The 17,679-nt window shown below is 51.7% G+C and carries 16 protein-coding genes; 7 read left to right on the top strand and 9 right to left on the bottom strand.

The features are described from left to right. Positions 1-40: 40 nt before the first annotated feature. On the top strand, positions 41-1,030 hold the full coding sequence (gene hemB / locus VV869_RS19780; protein ID WP_337736645.1) for a porphobilinogen synthase: 990 nt from the start codon (positions 41-43) through the stop codon (positions 1,028-1,030). Positions 1,031-1,114: 84 nt separating this feature from the next. On the opposite strand, the gene VV869_RS19775 is transcribed toward hemB, so the two are convergent. After that, entirely contained in the window at positions 1,115-1,585 is a 471-nt protein-coding gene (locus VV869_RS19775) for a Dps family protein (protein WP_337736644.1), read from the bottom strand. A gap of 233 nt (positions 1,586-1,818) precedes the next feature. Here VV869_RS19775 and VV869_RS19770 point away from each other — a divergent pair, with 233 nt between their 5' ends. After that, a complete protein-coding gene (locus tag VV869_RS19770; protein WP_337736643.1) occupies positions 1,819-2,289 on the top strand; it encodes a dCMP deaminase family protein in 471 nt (156 codons plus the stop codon). A 46-nt stretch (positions 2,290-2,335) separates the two neighbouring features. On the opposite strand, the gene VV869_RS19765 is transcribed toward VV869_RS19770, so the two are convergent. The 3 genes from VV869_RS19765 to VV869_RS19755 form a co-directional block, all read right to left on the bottom strand. After that, on the bottom strand, positions 2,336-2,905 hold the full coding sequence (locus VV869_RS19765) for a YceI family protein (protein WP_337736642.1): 570 nt from the start codon (positions 2,903-2,905) through the stop codon (positions 2,336-2,338). After that, complete coding sequence (locus VV869_RS19760) at positions 2,902-3,444, bottom strand: cytochrome b (protein WP_337736641.1); 543 nt, start codon at positions 3,442-3,444, stop codon at positions 2,902-2,904. The genes VV869_RS19765 and VV869_RS19760 overlap by 4 nt, the downstream gene beginning before the upstream one ends. Before the next feature lie 218 nt (positions 3,445-3,662). Beyond that, positions 3,663-4,367, bottom strand: a complete 705-nt coding sequence (locus VV869_RS19755; RefSeq protein ID WP_337736640.1) for an HAD family hydrolase — start codon at positions 4,365-4,367, stop codon at positions 3,663-3,665. 272 nt (positions 4,368-4,639) lie between these two features. Here VV869_RS19755 and VV869_RS19750 point away from each other — a divergent pair, with 272 nt between their 5' ends. Further along, complete coding sequence (locus VV869_RS19750) at positions 4,640-5,446, top strand: EAL domain-containing protein (protein ID WP_337736639.1); 807 nt, start codon at positions 4,640-4,642, stop codon at positions 5,444-5,446. 25 nt (positions 5,447-5,471) lie between these two features. Here VV869_RS19750 and VV869_RS19745 read toward each other — a convergent pair whose 3' ends face one another. Together VV869_RS19745 and VV869_RS19740 are read right to left on the bottom strand one after the other, a co-directional pair. Continuing rightward, complete coding sequence (locus tag VV869_RS19745) at positions 5,472-6,860, bottom strand: class II fumarate hydratase (protein WP_337736638.1); 1,389 nt, start codon at positions 6,858-6,860, stop codon at positions 5,472-5,474. 11 nt (positions 6,861-6,871) lie between these two features. Beyond that, complete coding sequence (locus VV869_RS19740; protein ID WP_337736637.1) at positions 6,872-7,255, bottom strand: hypothetical protein; 384 nt, start codon at positions 7,253-7,255, stop codon at positions 6,872-6,874. 227 nt (positions 7,256-7,482) lie between these two features. Between VV869_RS19740 and VV869_RS19735 the strand changes: the two genes are divergently transcribed. Continuing rightward, a complete protein-coding gene (locus VV869_RS19735) occupies positions 7,483-7,764 on the top strand; it encodes a PepSY domain-containing protein (protein WP_337736636.1) in 282 nt (93 codons plus the stop codon). Positions 7,765-7,802: 38 nt separating this feature from the next. Here the strand turns inward: VV869_RS19735 and VV869_RS19730 are convergent, their stop codons facing one another. Beyond that, a complete protein-coding gene (locus tag VV869_RS19730) occupies positions 7,803-9,185 on the bottom strand; it encodes an alpha-amylase family glycosyl hydrolase (RefSeq protein WP_443147346.1) in 1,383 nt (460 codons plus the stop codon). 369 nt (positions 9,186-9,554) lie between these two features. Here VV869_RS19730 and glgC point away from each other — a divergent pair, with 369 nt between their 5' ends. Both glgC and glgA read left to right on the top strand, forming a co-directional pair. Then, the gene (gene glgC / locus VV869_RS19725) at positions 9,555-10,772 is read left to right on the top strand and encodes a glucose-1-phosphate adenylyltransferase (RefSeq protein WP_337736634.1); all 1,218 of its coding nucleotides are present in this window, start codon (positions 9,555-9,557) and stop codon (positions 10,770-10,772) included. Beyond that, complete coding sequence (gene glgA / locus VV869_RS19720; protein ID WP_337736633.1) at positions 10,762-12,300, top strand: glycogen synthase GlgA; 1,539 nt, start codon at positions 10,762-10,764, stop codon at positions 12,298-12,300. Before glgC ends, glgA begins: the two co-directional genes overlap by 11 nt. A 133-nt stretch (positions 12,301-12,433) precedes the next feature. On the opposite strand, the gene VV869_RS19715 is transcribed toward glgA, so the two are convergent. Beyond that, entirely contained in the window at positions 12,434-13,336 is a 903-nt protein-coding gene (locus VV869_RS19715; RefSeq protein ID WP_337736632.1) for a LysR family transcriptional regulator, read from the bottom strand. Positions 13,337-13,575: 239 nt separating this feature from the next. Here VV869_RS19715 and VV869_RS19710 point away from each other — a divergent pair, with 239 nt between their 5' ends. Continuing rightward, complete coding sequence (locus tag VV869_RS19710) at positions 13,576-15,216, top strand: glycoside hydrolase family 13 protein (RefSeq protein WP_337736631.1); 1,641 nt, start codon at positions 13,576-13,578, stop codon at positions 15,214-15,216. Between the two features lie 175 nt (positions 15,217-15,391). On the opposite strand, the gene glgX is transcribed toward VV869_RS19710, so the two are convergent. Further along, the gene (gene glgX, locus VV869_RS19705; protein WP_337736630.1) at positions 15,392-17,341 is read right to left on the bottom strand and encodes a glycogen debranching protein GlgX; all 1,950 of its coding nucleotides are present in this window, start codon (positions 17,339-17,341) and stop codon (positions 15,392-15,394) included. Between the last annotated feature and the right edge of the window lie 338 nt (positions 17,342-17,679).

Here is a 17,679-nt window from a genome sequence, read left to right as displayed (position 1 = left end):
TACTGTTTGTTATACAAATAAGTAAAAGAGACTGAACATCATGACCACACTGCCAAAACCTGAGAAACGCCTGCGCCGTCTGCGCCATACCCCTGCGATGCGAACCTTGGTTCGGGAGCACGATTTTGAGCTTTCTGATCTGATCCACCCATTGTTTATCGAAGAGAACATTGTCGAGCCGGTCGAGATCTCGACCATGCCGGGCATCGTACGGCTGCCGGAAAATCAGCTGGCCGATGAAGTGAAAGCCTTGTTCGCCTTAGGGATCCGTTATGTCATGCCGTTCGGGATCTCTCACCATAAAGACGAAGCGGGGAGTGACACCTGGAATGATGAAGGCCTGCTGGCGCGGATGATCCGTACCATCAAGGCGGCGTGTCCGGAAATGATGGTGATCCCGGATATCTGTTTTTGCGAGTACACCACCCACGGCCATTGTGGCATCGTGCATGACCACTGTGTCGATAACGATGCCACGCTGGAAAATCTGGTGAAGCAGAGTGTGACCGCCGCCAAGGCCGGAGCCGATATGCTGGCACCGTCTGCGATGATGGATGGTCAGGTGAAAGCGATCCGTGCCGGTCTGGATGCGGCGGGATATGAGCATGTGGCGATTCTGGCCCATGCTGTGAAGTTTGCTTCGTCATTTTATGGGCCGTTCCGCGTCGCCGTGGACAGTGAGCTCGATGGCGATCGCAAAGGATATCAGATGGATTATGCCAATGGTCGTCAGGCGCTGCAGGAAGCCTTGCTTGATGAGGCAGAAGGGGCGGACATTCTGATGGTGAAACCCGGGACGCCATATCTGGATGTACTGGCGAATTTGCGCCGGGAAACGCATTTGCCGCTGGCGGCTTATCAGGTCGGTGGTGAGTATGCGGCGATTAAATTTGCGGCTCTGGCAGGTGCCTTGGATGAAAAGGCGGTGGTGTTTGAAACTCTGACCGGATTTAAGCGGGCCGGGGCACAGCTGGTGGTGAGTTACTACACCAAGCAGGTTGCACAGTGGCTGGCGGATGAAAACCGATAAAGCGGTAGAAGAACAACGCGATAAAAACACCAAGCCCATCAGTTGATGGGCTTGGTGTTATCCGTCTGTTCGGTTCGAGAGCTGTTATTGCAGGTAAGCGTTGAGCATCCAGGTCTCTTTTTCTTGCTGGCTGATGTAATCGCTCAGCAGGGAGACGGTCCCCTCATCCCCGAGCTCACTGGCAGCACTCAGGAGCTGACGCTGTTTGATCAGCAGCGTCTGGTAGGCATTCAGAATATGGCGAATTGCTTGCGCGCCGTCGGTGACATCCAGCGTTTCCGGGATCGCTGACAGCGCCAGGTATTTCGAATAACCGTGGACCGGTTGCGACTCCAGAGTCAGGATCCGCTCGGCAATTTCATCGACTTTGATCACCAGGTCGTTATAAATCTCTTCAAATTTTGCGTGAAGTTCAAAGAAGCTGCGGCCTTTGATGTTCCAGTGGAAACCGCGAACATTCATGTAAAGCAACTGGTAGTCAGCCAGCAATGTATTCAGTTCTGTGGCGAGGACCGAGGTTTGTTGTTTGTCGAGGCCAATCATATTCTTTTCCATGGTCGTTTCCTTTGTCTGTTCAGCAGAAAGTGAGTTGATGTGTCACTGGGCTATGGGGTAAGAATAAGACGGGCAGGATGGTAAGTATAATCGATTGAATATATCGTTTTGATAGGCCGAGACAATTGGATGGGGCTGATTGAGCGGTAACTGGGGTTGCAGTGGAATCGAGTCTTGAGCCGTCTCATGAACTTATGCACAATAGTGCGAATTGTTCAGGAAAGGTAAAGAGCATGATTTCAAAGTGGGCTGTGCGCTTTTTTCAAATGGCTGAGCTGGTAGGCTCCTGGAGTAAAGATCCGTCTACTCAGGTCGGCGCTGTGATCACACAGGGAAACCGCATTGTGTCTGTCGGCTTTAATGGTTATCCGCATGGTATTTCCGATAGCGCTTATGTGGATGATCGTGAAATGAAGTTGCTGAAAACCTTGCATGCAGAAGAGAATGCGATTCTGTTTGCCAAGCGTGATCTTGCTGGTTGCGATATTTGGGTGACGCATTTCCCGTGTCCGAACTGCGCGGCCAAGATTATTCAAACCGGGATTTCAACGGTGCATTGTCCGGAGCAGACTGAGGACTTTTTGTCTCGCTGGGGCGATAAGATTAAAGTGAGTGAAGAAATGTTTGCTCAGGCGGGGGTCGATGTGGACTGGCTGCCTCTGGACGATCTCGTCCGTCAGGATGCTGCTTCAGAGAGTGTATAAACAAAAAATCCGGCAAACGCCGGATTTTTTATTCGGGGCATTCCGTTTACTGGCGAACGCCTTCAACGTGTAGCTCAAGGTCAGCATAGCTGGAGTCGCCCATGACCTGAATGCCGAAGTCTTTCAGCTCAATTCGGGTGGTTCCCATGAAGCCGGCACGGTAGCCGCCCCATGGATCTTCCCCGGCACCAACCAGTTGTGCATCAATCGAGATCGGTTTGGTCTGACCGTGCAACGTCAGATTGCCGTCGATGGTCATCGCGTTGTCCCCTTTCGGCGTCACTTTGGTACTGGTGAAGGTGGCCGTGGCGTATTTCTTCACGTCGAGGAAATCATCGCTACGTACGTGCTTGTCGCGCTCGGCGTGGTTGGTGTCGAAGCTGGAAGTATCTACGTTCACTGTCACTTGGGACGCCGCCAGATTTTGCGGGTCATAGCTGAAGGTACCGTCGAAATCGTTGAAGCGGCCTTTGATCCAGCTGTAGCCCAGGTGCTTGATTTTCAAGTTGATTGAAGCGTGCGCATTTTTAGTATCAATCACGTAGTCTGCTGCCGAAGCAATTGAAGGTACAGAGACTGCTGCTAATAATCCCAGGGCTAGCATGTGTTTTTTCATTTTTCCTTTACTCCCAACATTTTCTTCAAGGTATTGTCTTTATTAATAAAGTGATGCTTTAAAGCAGCAGCTGCATGAAGCGCAGCTAGTCCAATCAGGCTATAGGCCATGTATTCATGAATTTCACCGGCAATGTCGGCCTGGTTCGGAAACAGCTCTCCTAAACCCGGCACCGAGAACCAATCAAACACATCAATCGCACGTCCATCGGCGGTAGAAATCAGGTATCCGGAAATAAACAGACCGAACATGAGAAGATAGATCAGCCCATGGGCCGCTTTCGCACTGATGATTTCCCATCGTGCCCCTTCAACTGCCGGATGGCCTTTCATCTGTTTCCAGATCAGGCGAAGCACGGTGGCGAACGCCAGACACAAGCCGACAGACTTATGCCAGTGGGGGGCCGGTTTATACCAGGCAGAGTAATAGTTCAGGTCAACCATCCATAAGCCGACGGCAAAAAGGCCAATGACTACGACGGCGGACAGCCAGTGCAGTGTGATGGAGAGCCAGTCGTAGGCTTTGGGTGTATTTCTCATGATAAAAAGTCTATCTAATCCAGAGTATTAATACCGAATGGTTATAGTCTAGTTTGAAATTTCGGAAAGATAAGGCCTGTCAGTTGAACAACTACTTCGAATTATTTGAATGAACTATTTGAATTTTGGGAGAACTGATGAAAATGTGAGCGGGGGAGAATGCAAGGCAAGAAAAAGGCAAGCGCCGTGGCTTGCCTGATCAGTCGATTGCAGCGCAATCAGCGTAAAATGTTGTTTTCGTGGCGCCAATCCATGATGGTCCAGTCTTTCATCTGGGCGTGCAGTGCCAGCGCCGGATCCGGGTTGACGGCAAACGGGCGATCCACGGCATCCAGCATCGGTAAATCGTTGATGGAATCACTGTAACCGTAACTGCCTTTGAATTCGATATCCTGCTCTGCCAGCCATGCTTTCATTCTCACCACCTTTCCTTGTTGATAGCTGAGTGTCCCGGTTGTTTTGCCGGTGAAGATGCCGTTGATTTGTTCCAGGTTGATCGCAATGGCGTCATCGGCACCTAAGCGTTTTGCAATGGGCTTGACCAGGTGCTCACCGGTGGCCGAAATGATCAGCACAAAATCACCACGTTTTTTATGCCATTCAATGCGAGAGAGGGCATCGTTATATAGGGCCGGCTCAATTTTCTGCGTCAGAAACTCGGCCATCAGCTGGTTCAGCGTTTGGGTATCCATGCCCACGATCGGTTTCAGGGTCGTACGCAGGTAAGTATGCATGTCGAGGTCGCCCTTGGCGTAAGCGGCCATCAGCTCTTTTTCTTCAGCCAGGATCGATTCAGGGGCGAGGCCTTTTTCAACGACAAATTCGTTCCAGAGGCTGGCAGAGTCAGCGGCAATCAGCGTTTCGTCCAGGTCAAATACAGCCAGGTAAGGCTTTTTTTCCATAGCCTGATGTGTGTAATTCAAACTATTAATCCTTTCGTCTTTTTTCAGTTCTTCGTCTATGGAGGGTGAGCATAGATAAGAAATATGACAGTTCTCTTTCAGAATTATGTAGATTTCAAGGCAAAGTACCCCCTGTAATTGTCTAAATTCTCAGTCATGGTTGGCGATATCCGTGACATTGTCTCAGTAGTGATACAGATGGACAGGATGAACCTCTGTATAGTGCGGGCATATTTTATCGGCTCAATGGAAGACAGGTGGGTATTGATGACAACAGCACAAAGGAAGAGCCTGTGAGCCATGCGCTGACATTCGGCGGACCGCTTGCACGCTGCCTGGTGACGTCAACAGATGGCAGTGTTCACGCCGTATATCAGTGCTATACGCTTAAAAGCGCTTTTCAACCCATTGTTGCGGCTGACGGAACATTGTTCGGTTATGAGGCTTTACTGCGCATTTACGATCGAAACGGCATACAGCTGAAAACCGAGCCATTTTTCAGTACCGGTCTGCTGGCGTTGCGTGATCGGTTGAACCTTGAGCGCTTGGCCAGAACGATCCATTTGCGTAATTACGCGCATTTTCTCAGCCAAGGCGCTTTATTTCTGAATATGACCCCCATCGCGGCGCTGGACCGTACCAGTCAGCAATGCCTGCAGCGCTCGTTTATGACTGAGGCCGAAGCGCTGGGAGTTGCGTCCAAGCAGATATATTTCGAGTTACTGGAGCACTATACCGCCAATGATCAACTGTTGCTGCATTCGCTGAAATCAATGCAACAACATGGCTTACGGATCGCGATGGATGATTATGGCGTGGATGGGTCGTGTGAAACCCGGGCCCGCTGCGTGAATCCGGATATCATTAAAGTCGACCGGAGCCTGCTCGCAGCGTATCGGGCCGGGAAGCCCCAAGCGTTGCAGGATGTCCTGACGCTGGCCCATGAGTTGAATGCCAGGGTGCTGGTGGAAGGTGTTGAAAGCGAATGCGATTTTGACGCGGTCCGGCGTCTGGGTGTTGATTATATGCAGGGGTTTTATATCGGCCATCCGCAGCTGGCCAGTTATCTGCCCCGACACTTCACACCGGTGTGCGACTGATCGGGGCAAATGAGGGTCGGAGTGATTACCCGTGAGCAACCCCGCCTTGGGTTAGTTTTTCCGGATTCAGTAACTGCTCTAGCTCGCTCCGGCTGAGATCGGTTTCCTCAACCGCGACCTCAATAATCGGACGCTGCTCCTTGTACGCTTTCTTGGCGATTTCCGCAGCTTTGAGGTAACCAATCACCGGGTTGAGTGCGGTGACCAAAATCGGGTTCTTCGCCAGCGCCTGTTGCAGATTATCTTCCCGGACTGAGAAGCTGCTGATGGCTTTATCGGCCAGCAGAGTGGCAGCATTCGACAGCAACTCGATGCTTTGGATCAGGTTGTACGCGATCACCGGCAGCATCACATTGAGCTGGAAGTTCCCTGACTGGCCAGCAATGGTGATGGTCGTGTCGTTGCCGATCACTTGAGCGGCAACCATGGCTGCGGCTTCCGGAACCACCGGATTCACTTTGCCCGGCATAATCGAAGAGCCCGGCTGCAACGCTTCCAGTTCAATTTCCCCGAGCCCGGCCAGCGGACCGGAATTCATCCAGCGCAAATCATTTGAGATCTTCATCATGGCCACGGCAGCTGTTTTCAGTTGGCCGGACAATGCCACAATCGCGTCCTGGCTGCTGAGGTTATAGAAGAAGTTATCGCTGGAGGTAAAGCTGATCTCGGTTGATACGGAAATATTGTTGGCAAAGATAGCCGCAAACTCAGGCTCGGCGTTAATGCCGGTACCGACGGCCGTGCCGCCTTGCGCGAGTGCCGTGACATTCTCCAGCGCCTGGCTGATGCCGTGACGGGCTTTTTCCATCTGGGATTTCCAGCCTTGCAGTTCTTGTCCCAGCGTCACCGGCATGGCGTCCATCAGGTGCGTCCGTCCGGTTTTGACCACCTGGCCGACAGCCAGCGTTTTGTCGTCGAGCGCGGCGATCAGGTGATCGATGGCCGGAAACAGTTGCGTATGGCAGGCGAGTGCACCGCTGACCTGGATCGTCGTTGGGATCACATCGTTACTGCTTTGTCCCATATTGACGTGATCGTTCGGGCTGACCGTCTGGCCACATTTCTTTGAAGCCAGGGTCGCGATCACTTCGTTGGCATTCATGTTGGAGCTGGTGCCGGAGCCGGTCTGGAAAATGTCGATTGGGAAATGCGCCAGATGTTGGCCGTCGATCAGTTCCTGGCAGCTGTCAATAATTGCATGGGTGATGTCGTGATCGAGTAATTTGAGTTCCAGATTGCTGCGCGCGGCAGCCTGCTTCACGTAGGCCAGCGCCTGAATGAACTGCTTAGGCATTGGAATGCCACTGATCGGAAAGTTATTCACCGCACGCTGTGTTTGAGCTTGATAGAGTGCATCCAGAGGGACCTGCACTTCGCCCATACTGTCTTTTTCAATGCGATATTGGGAAGTCATTTTGATTATCCTTAGCGTCCAGAGTGGTAGTGGATTTGTAAAAGACCGCGTTGCAACGACTGCAGCTGCTTCTGTCCGTGGGCTGAGTTGCCATAGCATTTTTTGAGAGCCAGCAGCGGGCAATGCAGATGATCAACACAGATGCGACGGAAAATTCTGGAATGTCCGGTATGTCGAATGGTCTCGACTAACTGGAAGAAGACCCGACGCAGAAAGAGCTCTTGCAACAGTGGGTTCCAGTTCGGGCTCCGGCGACTGTAATACGATGCCAGATTGAGCCCGGACTGGACAAAGTCAATCACAATGTCCGGTTCAAAACCGGGAATGATTGGCGGCGAGATGAAGCGCTCTTCTGCCTTGAAGAACTGGGCGTAAAGCTGGGCTTGTTTATCCATAGAGCGCTCCGAGACTTAAATTACGATTATTGTATTGATAACTATTATCATTTAAGTGTGGGTTGTGCAAGTGTGGTGAGCTTACTGTTGAGTGTATACGATCCTCCCCCAGAGCTCGTCAGGCACAATACGTGATCAGATTCACAGTCACCGCAGTAAAACGCTGCATCTCTGGCAAAGAGCTTTGGTATGATGACCGAAGTTCAGGTTGTTTGGTGGAACGTATCATGAAGAAGATGAAGGCGCTTAAGGTCGGTTTATGGCTGGCTACCGGGATGGTGATGTTGCCGGTTTCGGCTTTGGCATCAGGAAACACGGATGTGACGGCGCTGAGTGTTCCGAAAGCGATGAAAATTTTGCAAGGGCAGGGATATCACGATTTCAGAAAAATCAAAGTGGAACGTGATGATCATGAAATTGAAGTTGAGGCCCGAAATTCAGACGGACAACGGGTAGAGATCGAAATGGACCTCTACACCGGAAAAGTCATTCACATCGAAGCCGACTAGGAATACGGCGCGGTCTGTCGATTCAGCACTGCCGTTAATTAAGCTGTCGGCGCTTGCGTGCGGACGAGCATGGCGCCGGTGCGTGCCGGTAAACGAAGCTGTGGCTGGTGCCCATGCGTAAGCGTGACGCCATCCATGGCCAGCCAGTCCTCGTACTGGCCTTTTGGTAAATTGATGCGCAGCTCATCCTGACCGTTGTTGATTGCCACGACCCCCGCTTCCCCCCGACTGAAGACCAGATGGCAATCGCTGTATTCAAGGCACTGCATCGGCAGCGCATGGCAACGGTTATGGAATCGGATCATGCGCTGGAGCATTGGATCCTGCCAGCTGTCGAACCACCTTGGTTGACCGGCCTGGTTACAGATCCCGCTGGTATCCAAATCGGCATAAATCAACGGGACACCGCCGTCACGGCCGAGCAGATAGCAATAGGCCAGGCGTTCACTCTGCTCGCTCATGACCTGATCGAGAAAGACATCATTGTTCGGAATGTCGTGGGTCACGGCAAAGGTGATCGCCCGATCAAAGGCCAGCGCTTGCCCGACGGAGTAAGGGTTGACCAGTTCCGACATCGAGTTGTTCTCTTCGAAGACCTTGAACAGGGCATGAAACAGCGGAAAGTCATACGCCCCGAGCTGGGTTTGCTCAAGATAGGGCTGCAGAAATAATTCGTATTCCTCCCGCGAAGCACCACCGTCGGTGATGATTTCCCCGAAAATATGAACCCCCGTCGCAATGTCTGGCTCCCACACCTGCTTGAGATGCTCAAGCGTCATATGTTTTGCAGCATCAATCCGAAACCCACTCACGCCTATGGCTTTGAGCGCCCGTAAATATTGCTGTTGTGCTTTTACGACATGCTGATTGCACCGCAGGGTGGGCAATCCGGGATCTTCCTGTCCACCACTGATCCGACCGTGCTGGACCTGCCATGGATCCGTCCAGTCACGGATCGGGAATGCTGAGACAAAATCCTGCTCAGTAAACAGCGGTTCAGACAAATTACCAAATAACTTCAGGGATTCAGAGTGAGCCGGTTGGTCCTGGTATGCCGCGAGGACCACAGCGCTCGGATATTGCAGATCACTGCGAACTTTGGACTCATTGGCCATATGGTTGAAGACCACATCGGCATAAATTTTAAGATTCAGGGACTGAAGTTTGGCGGTCATGCGGCGAAAGTCTTCGGTGTTGCCCAGCTGATTGTCAATCACCCGGTAGTCCTGTGGCTGATAGCGCTGCCACCACGGTGTGGCCGGTTCAGCCCGGAGCGATTTCATCGGCGGGGAAACTAACACGGCTTTGAAACCCACAGCTGCAATCGCTTCGGCGTGCGCAGCAACACGATGATAGGGCCAATCGAAGGCATGGAGAATGACGTTGGTTGCTTGCGTCGGGCAAGCGGACACATCTTGCATCGTCATGTTCGTATATCCATCTGAAAAACTGCGGTCAGTCTACTGACAGGGAATGCCGTTGTATTCACCTCAGGGCTGCTCAGCATGGGATGAGATGAGGGGAGTAGGGAAAGTTAGCCCGAAATTACAGGCAGTTGAGTAAAAATATGGTGAGATTAAATTTGTATTGCATAGGTTTGTTTTCTATCAATAAGGGGTGGTCGGATAAAGTTTAACCATTAACTATAGTCCTCCGACCTGAATCTGTGAACGCTGTAATAAATTTCTAATCCTGTAATTTATGCGTCATGTTTCAGTGTAAAAACATTCTCATAAAGAATTTAACTATGGTATATATGAGCATAATTGCTTATAACAAGGAGGTACATCATGGCAGGTGTTTTGGGAATGATTTTGGCTGGTGGAGAAGGTTCTCGCTTACGGCCGCTTACTGCAACCCGTTCGAAACCCGCTGTGCCCTTTGGTGGTAGTTACCGCCTGATTGATTTTGCGCTGAATAACTTCCTCAATGCGGATCTGATGAAGATCTATGTGTTGACGCAGTTTAAGTCGCAATCGCTCTATGTTCACCTGAAGAAAGGTTGGAATGTGTCCGGGATCACCGGTCGCTTCATTGATCCGATCCCTGCTCAGATGCGGATGGGAAAACGCTGGTACGACGGGACCGCTGATGCCATTTATCAGAACCTGAGATTCGTTGAACTGGAAGAGCCGGATCAGGTGTGTATTTTCGGCAGCGACCACATCTATAAGATGGATGTGAAGCAGATGCTGGACTTCCATCTGGAGAAACAGGCTGAACTGACCGTCTCCGCATTGAGAATGCCGTTGGATCAAGCCAGCGCCTTCGGGGTGATCGAAGTCGACGAGCACGGGTGCATGATTGGATTTGAAGAAAAGCCGGCCAATCCGAAGCCGATTCCAGGCGATCCCGGGCATGCGTTGGTATCGATGGGTAACTATATCTTTGAAACGGATGTGTTGTGCCAGGAGTTGGAAGCCGATGCAAGCAACGAACATTCGAGCCATGATTTCGGCAAAGACATCATTCCGAAACTGTTCCCGCAAGGGAAGGTGTATGTTTACGACTTCACGACCAATAGTATCCTGGGTGAAAAGAGCTCTGGTTACTGGCGAGATGTCGGGACGATAGACGCCTACTGGCAGGCGCACATGGATTTGCTGTCTGAAGATGCGCCTTTCTCCCTCTATAACCGCCAATGGCAGTTGCATACTTACTATCCGCCATTACCCCCGGCTACCGTACTGGACAGCGATGAGCATAAAGTTGATATTAACAACTGCATGATTTCAGCTGGCAGTTACATTCGCGGCGCCAAGGTTTATAAGTCTGTGCTCGGATTTCGAACAAATGTCGATCATGGCTCTATGATCAGCGAATCCGTGATCCTTGGGGATGTGAAGATTGGCGCTGGATGCTCGATACGCCGTGCTATTATCGACAAAGATGTGCAAATCGCGCCAGGAATCATGATAGGGGAAGATCTGGAAGAAGATCGCAAGAAGTATCATGTGTCTGAGGATGGCGTTGTCGTGATACCAAAAGGAGCAAAAATTGGTTACTAGGAACAAGTCGAAGCAAACGCCGTTGAAGGTCTTATTTGTTGCCTCCGAAGTCGAAGGATTGGTCAAAACCGGTGGCCTGGCGGATGTTGCCAAGGCTTTGCCTGCCACGCTGCAGGCCATGGGTCACGATGTTCGGGTGGTGATGCCGTTGTATCAGAAAGTGTCTGGTCGTGAACAGGCTGAAACGGTGCTGGCGACGGAGCTGTTTGTGACCTCTCAGCCGCAGCCAGTGGGCTACCAGGTCAAAACGCTGCGTCTTGAAACCGAGAGTGATCCAGTCACTGTTTGGGGGATCGATGCGCCTTATTTTGATCGTCCCGAACTGTATGCGGAAAATAACCAGGCTTACCCCGATAACGGTGAGCGGTTTGCTTTTTTCAGTGCTGCGGCGTTGGATCTATGTGAAAAACTCGATTTCCAACCGGATGTGATTCACTGTAATGACTGGCATACCGGGTTGGTGCCGTTTTTGCTGCGCACCCGATACGCACAGTCTTCCTTCTTTGCTCAGACGAAAAGCGTTATGACAATCCATAACGCCGTCTTTAAAGGTATTTTTAATTACGAGCAGTACAGCTTGATCCCGGAGCTGATCCAGCAGCGTTATGTTCAGTTGGAAATGGATCCGGCGCATATCAGCATGCTCAAAGCCGGGGTCGCTTATGCAGATAAAGTGAATGCGGTGAGCCCGAATTATGCCCAGGAGCTACTGACGGAACTCGGCTCTCACGGCATGGCTGCCGACTTTACCGCGCGTGCGGGTGATCTGTACGGCATCATTAACGGGTGCGATTACAGTGATTGGAATCCGGAAACGGATCCTTATATCAAGCAAAGTTTCAAAGCCAATAAGGTGAGCCTGAGCCGCGGCAAGAAAGCATGTAAACGGGATTTGCAGCAACAGGTCAATTTGCCGGAGGCGGATGTCCCGCTGTATGGCATGGTTTGTCGTCTGACAGAGCAAAAAGGGATCCATTACCTGCTGCCGATCCTCGAAGAATTTCTGGTCAATGACGTGCAGGTGGTGATTGTCGGTACTGGCGACCCGAAATTGGCGGCTGCGCTGCGGGCGATCGCCGATCAGTATCCGGCGCAGTTTGCCTTTATTGAAGCCTACAATAATGCCTTGGCCCATTGTGTTGAAGCCGGTGCGGATTTCTTTATGATGCCGTCGGAGTTTGAACCCTGCGGATTGAACCAGATGTACAGCCTGGCTTATGGCACCTTACCGATTGTGCGTGGGGTTGGTGGTCTGAAAGATACCGTCATCGATTATGATCAGACCCCGCAGGTCGCAACCGGGTTTATCTTTGAAGCGCCGACGCCGGAAGCCTTGCTGATCAAGCTCCAACGGAGTTTGTTGCTGTATTGCCAGCGTCCTCAGGAGTTTAAACGCTTGCAACAAAATGCAATGGCGTGCAAGTTCGAGTGGCGCGAATCGGCCGAACAGTACGTCAGGATGTATCTGGGGGAGGATCAGGGCGTCAGCGAAGCGATTGTTAGCCAAGCAACATCGCTGCACGCCTGACGATATCTATCCGCCTTACAAGAATCCGTCTGAAGCACATTTCAGAATGAAGCCTCCGAAATGGAGGCTTTCTTTATGGTTTTCTCTGAGTTCTCTTTCTGGGCTTTCGTGCCGCTGTCATTTGCAGCTCTTTCTATGGTATCGGCACATGCTGCTGAATGTGCTGTTTGAACTCTTCGACATGGTCGGCCTGGATCTGGTTGAGCTGATAGAGGCCGACGGTACTGGTTTGCCCCGTGTCATGCTGTGGGAGGGGAACGATATCGGACTGGGCGAAATAAGCCGCCATGCACTTGGGATAGGGCATGATGGCCCGAGTGTGGCGCAACATGTCGAGACTGGCGGAGAGATTATTAATTTCGTAAACAATTCGCTCAGCGGCTTTTTTACGCTCTAAATCCAGTTGCTTGGGTTGCGGGTTTTCCAGTAGCTGGCGGTAGTTATCCGAATCCGGGGTCACCTGGAGCAGCGGATACAGCTCCGTGTCGCTGCGTTGATTCACCAGCAGCGGATGAGACTGGTGGACGAACAGAGCCTCTTCGTCTTGCAGCAGCGGGATGAAACTGACCGGGCACTTGCGGGACAAACCGACGATCTCATGGCCAACAAATAGATCAATATGGCCGTGCACTAGTAGATCCATGAGTTTCAGGTGGTTGCCGAACTCCAGTTGCACGGATATGGATGGGTGAGCCGTGCTGTATTGTTGCAGAGCCCGTTTGACGAACAGCTCCCACCAGGCATCCCCGGTACCGATTTTCAGCTTGCGGGTCTTACGCGCCTTGAAATCAGCCATAGCATGAAGCAGAGCATGGTGACGACGCTGCAGATCCTGCGCTTGCTCCTGTAACTTCAAGCCATACTCGGTCAGCTCAACGCCCTTTGATTTTCGGATAAACAGGGGGACATCAAACGAGGCCTCCAGTTTTTTCAGGGTATTGGTCAGGGTCGGCTGGCTAAGACCAAGATGCTCAGCCGCCTGACTGATATTGCCGAACTCAGCGACAACGAGAAACTGTTGATAATGCTTGTCCATCACAAGGGCCATCACATGGATAAGAGAGAAAAAGAGATTAGCGATAAGTCTCACATTTCTCGAATCAGAATAAAATCTGTGTGTCGGCAATCTTGTGATCTGGATCGGTATATAGTGCCATGATATTTGTTTTTTCTATATCACAAACGGGGAATAGTATTTTTCACCGGCGTTGAAACACCCTATGATATTGATATTCAAGATATCTGTTTTCCTTTTCTTTCACGGAGTCTTTCGCGATGAATACAATGCCGAAGTGGTGGCATGATGCCGTTGTTTATCAAATCTATCCCCGTAGTTTCTGTGACTCAAACCAGGATGGTATGGGCGACTTGCCCGGGATCATCAGCAAACTGGATTACCTGAAAACCCTGGGGGTGAATGTCCTGTGGCTCTCGCCGGTATACCGCTCACCGATGGACGACAATGGTTACGATATTTCTGATTATCAGGATATTGCGCCGGAGTTTGGCACCATGGCAGACATGCAGCGGCTGCTGGCTGAAGCCAAGCAACGGGACATCCGAATTATTATGGATTTGGTGGTCAACCATACGTCGGATGAACACCCGTGGTTTGTCGAAGCGCGCAAATCAAAAGACAACCCGTACCGTGATTACTATATCTGGCGTCAGCCGCAGGAAGACGGTTCAGCACCGGACGATCAAGGCTCAATTTTCGGGGGGAGTGCCTGGCAGTTTGATGAGCAGACCGGCGAATACTACTTCCACTTGTTCTCCAAGCGCCAACCGGATCTGAACTGGGAAAACCCGAAAGTTCAGGAAGAAGTGCATCGCATGATGAACTGGTGGATTGATCAGGGGATCGGTGGTTTCCGTTTAGACGTGATTGATTTGATCGGGAAAGAAGTCGATAAAGGGATCACCGGCAACGGTCCGCGACTGCATCCGCTGATCCAGCAAATGAATCGCGCCACTTTTGGTGATAAAGATCTGCTGACCGTGGGTGAAACCTGGGGTGCAACGCCGGAGATCGCCAAGCTCTACAGTAACCCGGACCGCGAAGAGTTCTCCATGGTGTTCCAGTTCGAACACATTACCCTGACCTGGGAAAACGGCGATAAATGGCAACCGATCCCGCTGGATTTACCATCGCTCAAGCGGGTGCTGACCAAGTGGCAGGTTGAGTTAGCCGATGGCGGCTGGAACTCATTGTTCTGGAATAACCATGATCTACCACGGGTCGTGTCCAAGTATGGCGATGAGGGCCAATACCGGGTCGAGTCGGCCAAGATGCTGGCAACGACGCTGCACCTGATGAAAGGCACGCCGTATATCTATCAGGGCGAAGAGATCGGCATGACCAATGTCGCTTTCGACAGTATTGATGACTATCGAGACATTGAAACCCTGAACTTCTATCGGGAGCGGACGGAGAATGGCGTCGCGCCGGAAACCATGCTTGCTGCCGTGCACGAAAACAGCCGGGATAATGCCCGAACGCCGATGCAATGGGACCGCTCGGCATATGCCGGATTCTCCTCCACGGCACCTTGGCTGGCCGTCAACCCGAATTATCCGGATATTAATGTGGCAGATGCGCTGGCTGATCCGGACTCGATTTTCTTCCACTATCAGCAGCTGATTGCGCTGCGCAAGCAACTGCCAGTGATTGTGCAGGGCTCGTTTGAGCCGGTCTTTGAAGATCACGAGCAGGTGCTGGCTTATCTTCGTCAGGATGCACAACACCGCTTATTTGTGCTGAGTAATTTTAGCGGCGAAACCGTGACCCTGACCGTCCCGCAAGCGTTGCAAACAGCGCAGGCGGAGTGCGTGATCGCCAACTATGCGCCGCGCCAGCAGCTGGCAGCGACGGTGACACTGCAACCATATGAATCCTTTGCTTTACTCTTGCCTTAATGGATTGCGGGAGACCGGAATTGCGCGGAGCCTTGCCCTGCCAGGCCTTGGCTGTTTGATTCGGACTTGAGCAAGTGATCATGTGAAAGCGCCCGGCTTATCTAAGATAAGTCTGGCGCTTTTTTGTGTTTTGGGCCGTGTTTCGAAGCCGGGGATGGCCGTCACTCGCCGAGCATTACGCTCGGCGAAGGATGGTCAGCGATCGGGCACTTTGCATATAGGTGGTCTGGATTTGACGCGAGCGCAGCTCGGCGTCCGAGGTATCGCAGATCACCGACCATTTCCCGCCTTCCGGCAGCCGGTAACGGGTCGGGATACTGGAATGGTTGATCAGATACAGCAGCTCTTCACCGTGTTTATACAAGCCAAGATACAGCGCAAAAGCTTCCAGCCCCTGCCAGTCTTCGGCACTCATATGCTGGCCGTTGGAACGCCGCCAGTGGATCCGGTGGTGGCCGCGCTCCTCACCGCTGAAGGCCCGGATGAATGGGCTCATCCATTGTTTCCGGGCGGCAATCATCTGCGCCAGCCAGTCACGGAAACTTTCACTGTCTTCGGATAACTGCCAGTTTGCCCAGCTGATCGCGTTATCCTGGCAATAGGCATTGTTATTCCCGCCCTGGGTGTGTGACAGGCTGTCCACCGCCAGAAGATGCGGGATACCGAAACTGAACAGCAGGGTAGCCATCAGGTTGCGCTTTTGCCGCTCCCGCCGGTACAGTACCGACTGACGGGTCGTTTCTCCTTCAATGCCCTGGTTATTGGAGCGGTTGTCGCCGTGGCCGTCGCGGTTGTTTTCACCGTTGGCCAGATTGTGCTTGTGGTTGTACGACACCAGATCACGCAGGGTAAAGCCGTCGTGGTAGCTAACAAAATTCACCGGCAGTTTATCGGGCCAGCAGCCGGCACTAAACAGATCGCGGGAGCCCATGATTCGGGTCGCCAGCTCTTTGATCTGGTTCTGCTCGTTGAGCCAGTAGCTTTTCACGGTGTCGCGGAATTTATCGTTACACTCATTCCAGCCCCGCGGGAAATGCCCGAGTTGATAGCCGTTCGGACCGACATCCCAGGGCTCGGCGATCAGTTTGACCTGGCGCAGCACCGGATCCTGAGCAATGGCTTTGAAAAAGGCACTGTGAATGTCGAACTGCTCTCGCTTTCTACCCAGAGTCGCAGCCAGATCGAACCGGAAACCATCAATCTGGTAGTGAGTGACCCAGTGGCGCAGGGTATCGAGCACGATGTTCAGGCTCGGTTGGTAGCTGAGATCCAAGGTATTGCCGCAACCGGTAAAATTGATGTAATCCTTACCGCTGTTCAGCAGGTAATGGCTTTTGTCCAGACACTTGAAGTGAAACTGCGGCCCACCTTCGCCCCCCTCGGCCGTATGGTTGAACACAATATCCATGATGACTTCGATGCCGTGCTGATGCAGCGTTCTCACCATGGTTTTCATCTCGGTGACGGCATCGTGCACGGCATAGCGGGGCTCCGGTGCCATAAAGCACAGGGTGTTATAGCCCCAGAAATTCACCTTGTTCATCTTCAGCAGGTGGGGTTCGGACATACAGGAGGTGACCGGCAGCAATTGCAGGCTGGTGACTCCCTGGGCTTTGAAAAACGCGATCATTTCCGGCTGGCACAAACCAAGGTAGGTGCCGCGGTAGCGGGCATCGATCTCGGGGTGTTGCTTGGTAAACCCTCTGATATGGGTTTCAAACAAAATGGTTTCTTCATACGGCACTTGCGGGCGCGGCGTATTTTGCCAGTCAAAGTGATGATCGGTGACCACAGCTTTGGCGAAGGTCCAGCTAGTTTCTGCAGAGAAAGGTTCGGTGTAGTGGGGCACTTGGTTGAGCGCCTGAGCGTACGGGTCCAGGATCAGGCGTGGGCCTTTTTTATCCTGGACTTGATAGCCATACACCTGTCCGGCTTTGATCCCCGGGACAAAGGTATAGCGAATGCCCATTTTCTGATGGTCTAATTCAATGACGGTTTTATGATTCTGATCATCGAAAAGAATTAATTGAATGTTGTTACTTTCCGGGCAGTGAATTGAAAAATTACAACCGTGATCACATAATGTAGCCCCTAAAGGATAAGGCTGAGCTAATTTAGCGAACATCTACGACTTCTCTTTTTATATTTCTTACGGTTTATACCCGTTATTAAATCGGGAAAATAGCCACAGTCAAGGGATGAATTTTTTTGAAAAAAATTAAATGTTCACCCGATAACTGTTTTTTTCATTCTGATTAAGATTAAGTGACACAGCTCTGAATTTTCTTTTTCATTCTGTATTTTTATTACAGGCTTACGCCTAATCTTCGTGATGCGCCTCACGAATCATGTCTACGCCTACGCGCCTACGCCCTGCTCCTCCTCCTGGCTACGCCGGGGCGTGGGAGGATGCGCCTTCCTGACTGAACGCTGAATATGAGTCCCGAAAAGACTGCTTCGCCG

This window comes from Photobacterium sp. MCCC 1A19761 (assembly GCF_037389125.1).
GTDB lineage: Bacteria > Pseudomonadota > Gammaproteobacteria > Enterobacterales > Vibrionaceae > Photobacterium.
The sequence above is the reverse complement of the archived record's forward strand: the minus strand, read 5'-3'. Positions and strand labels throughout refer to the sequence as shown.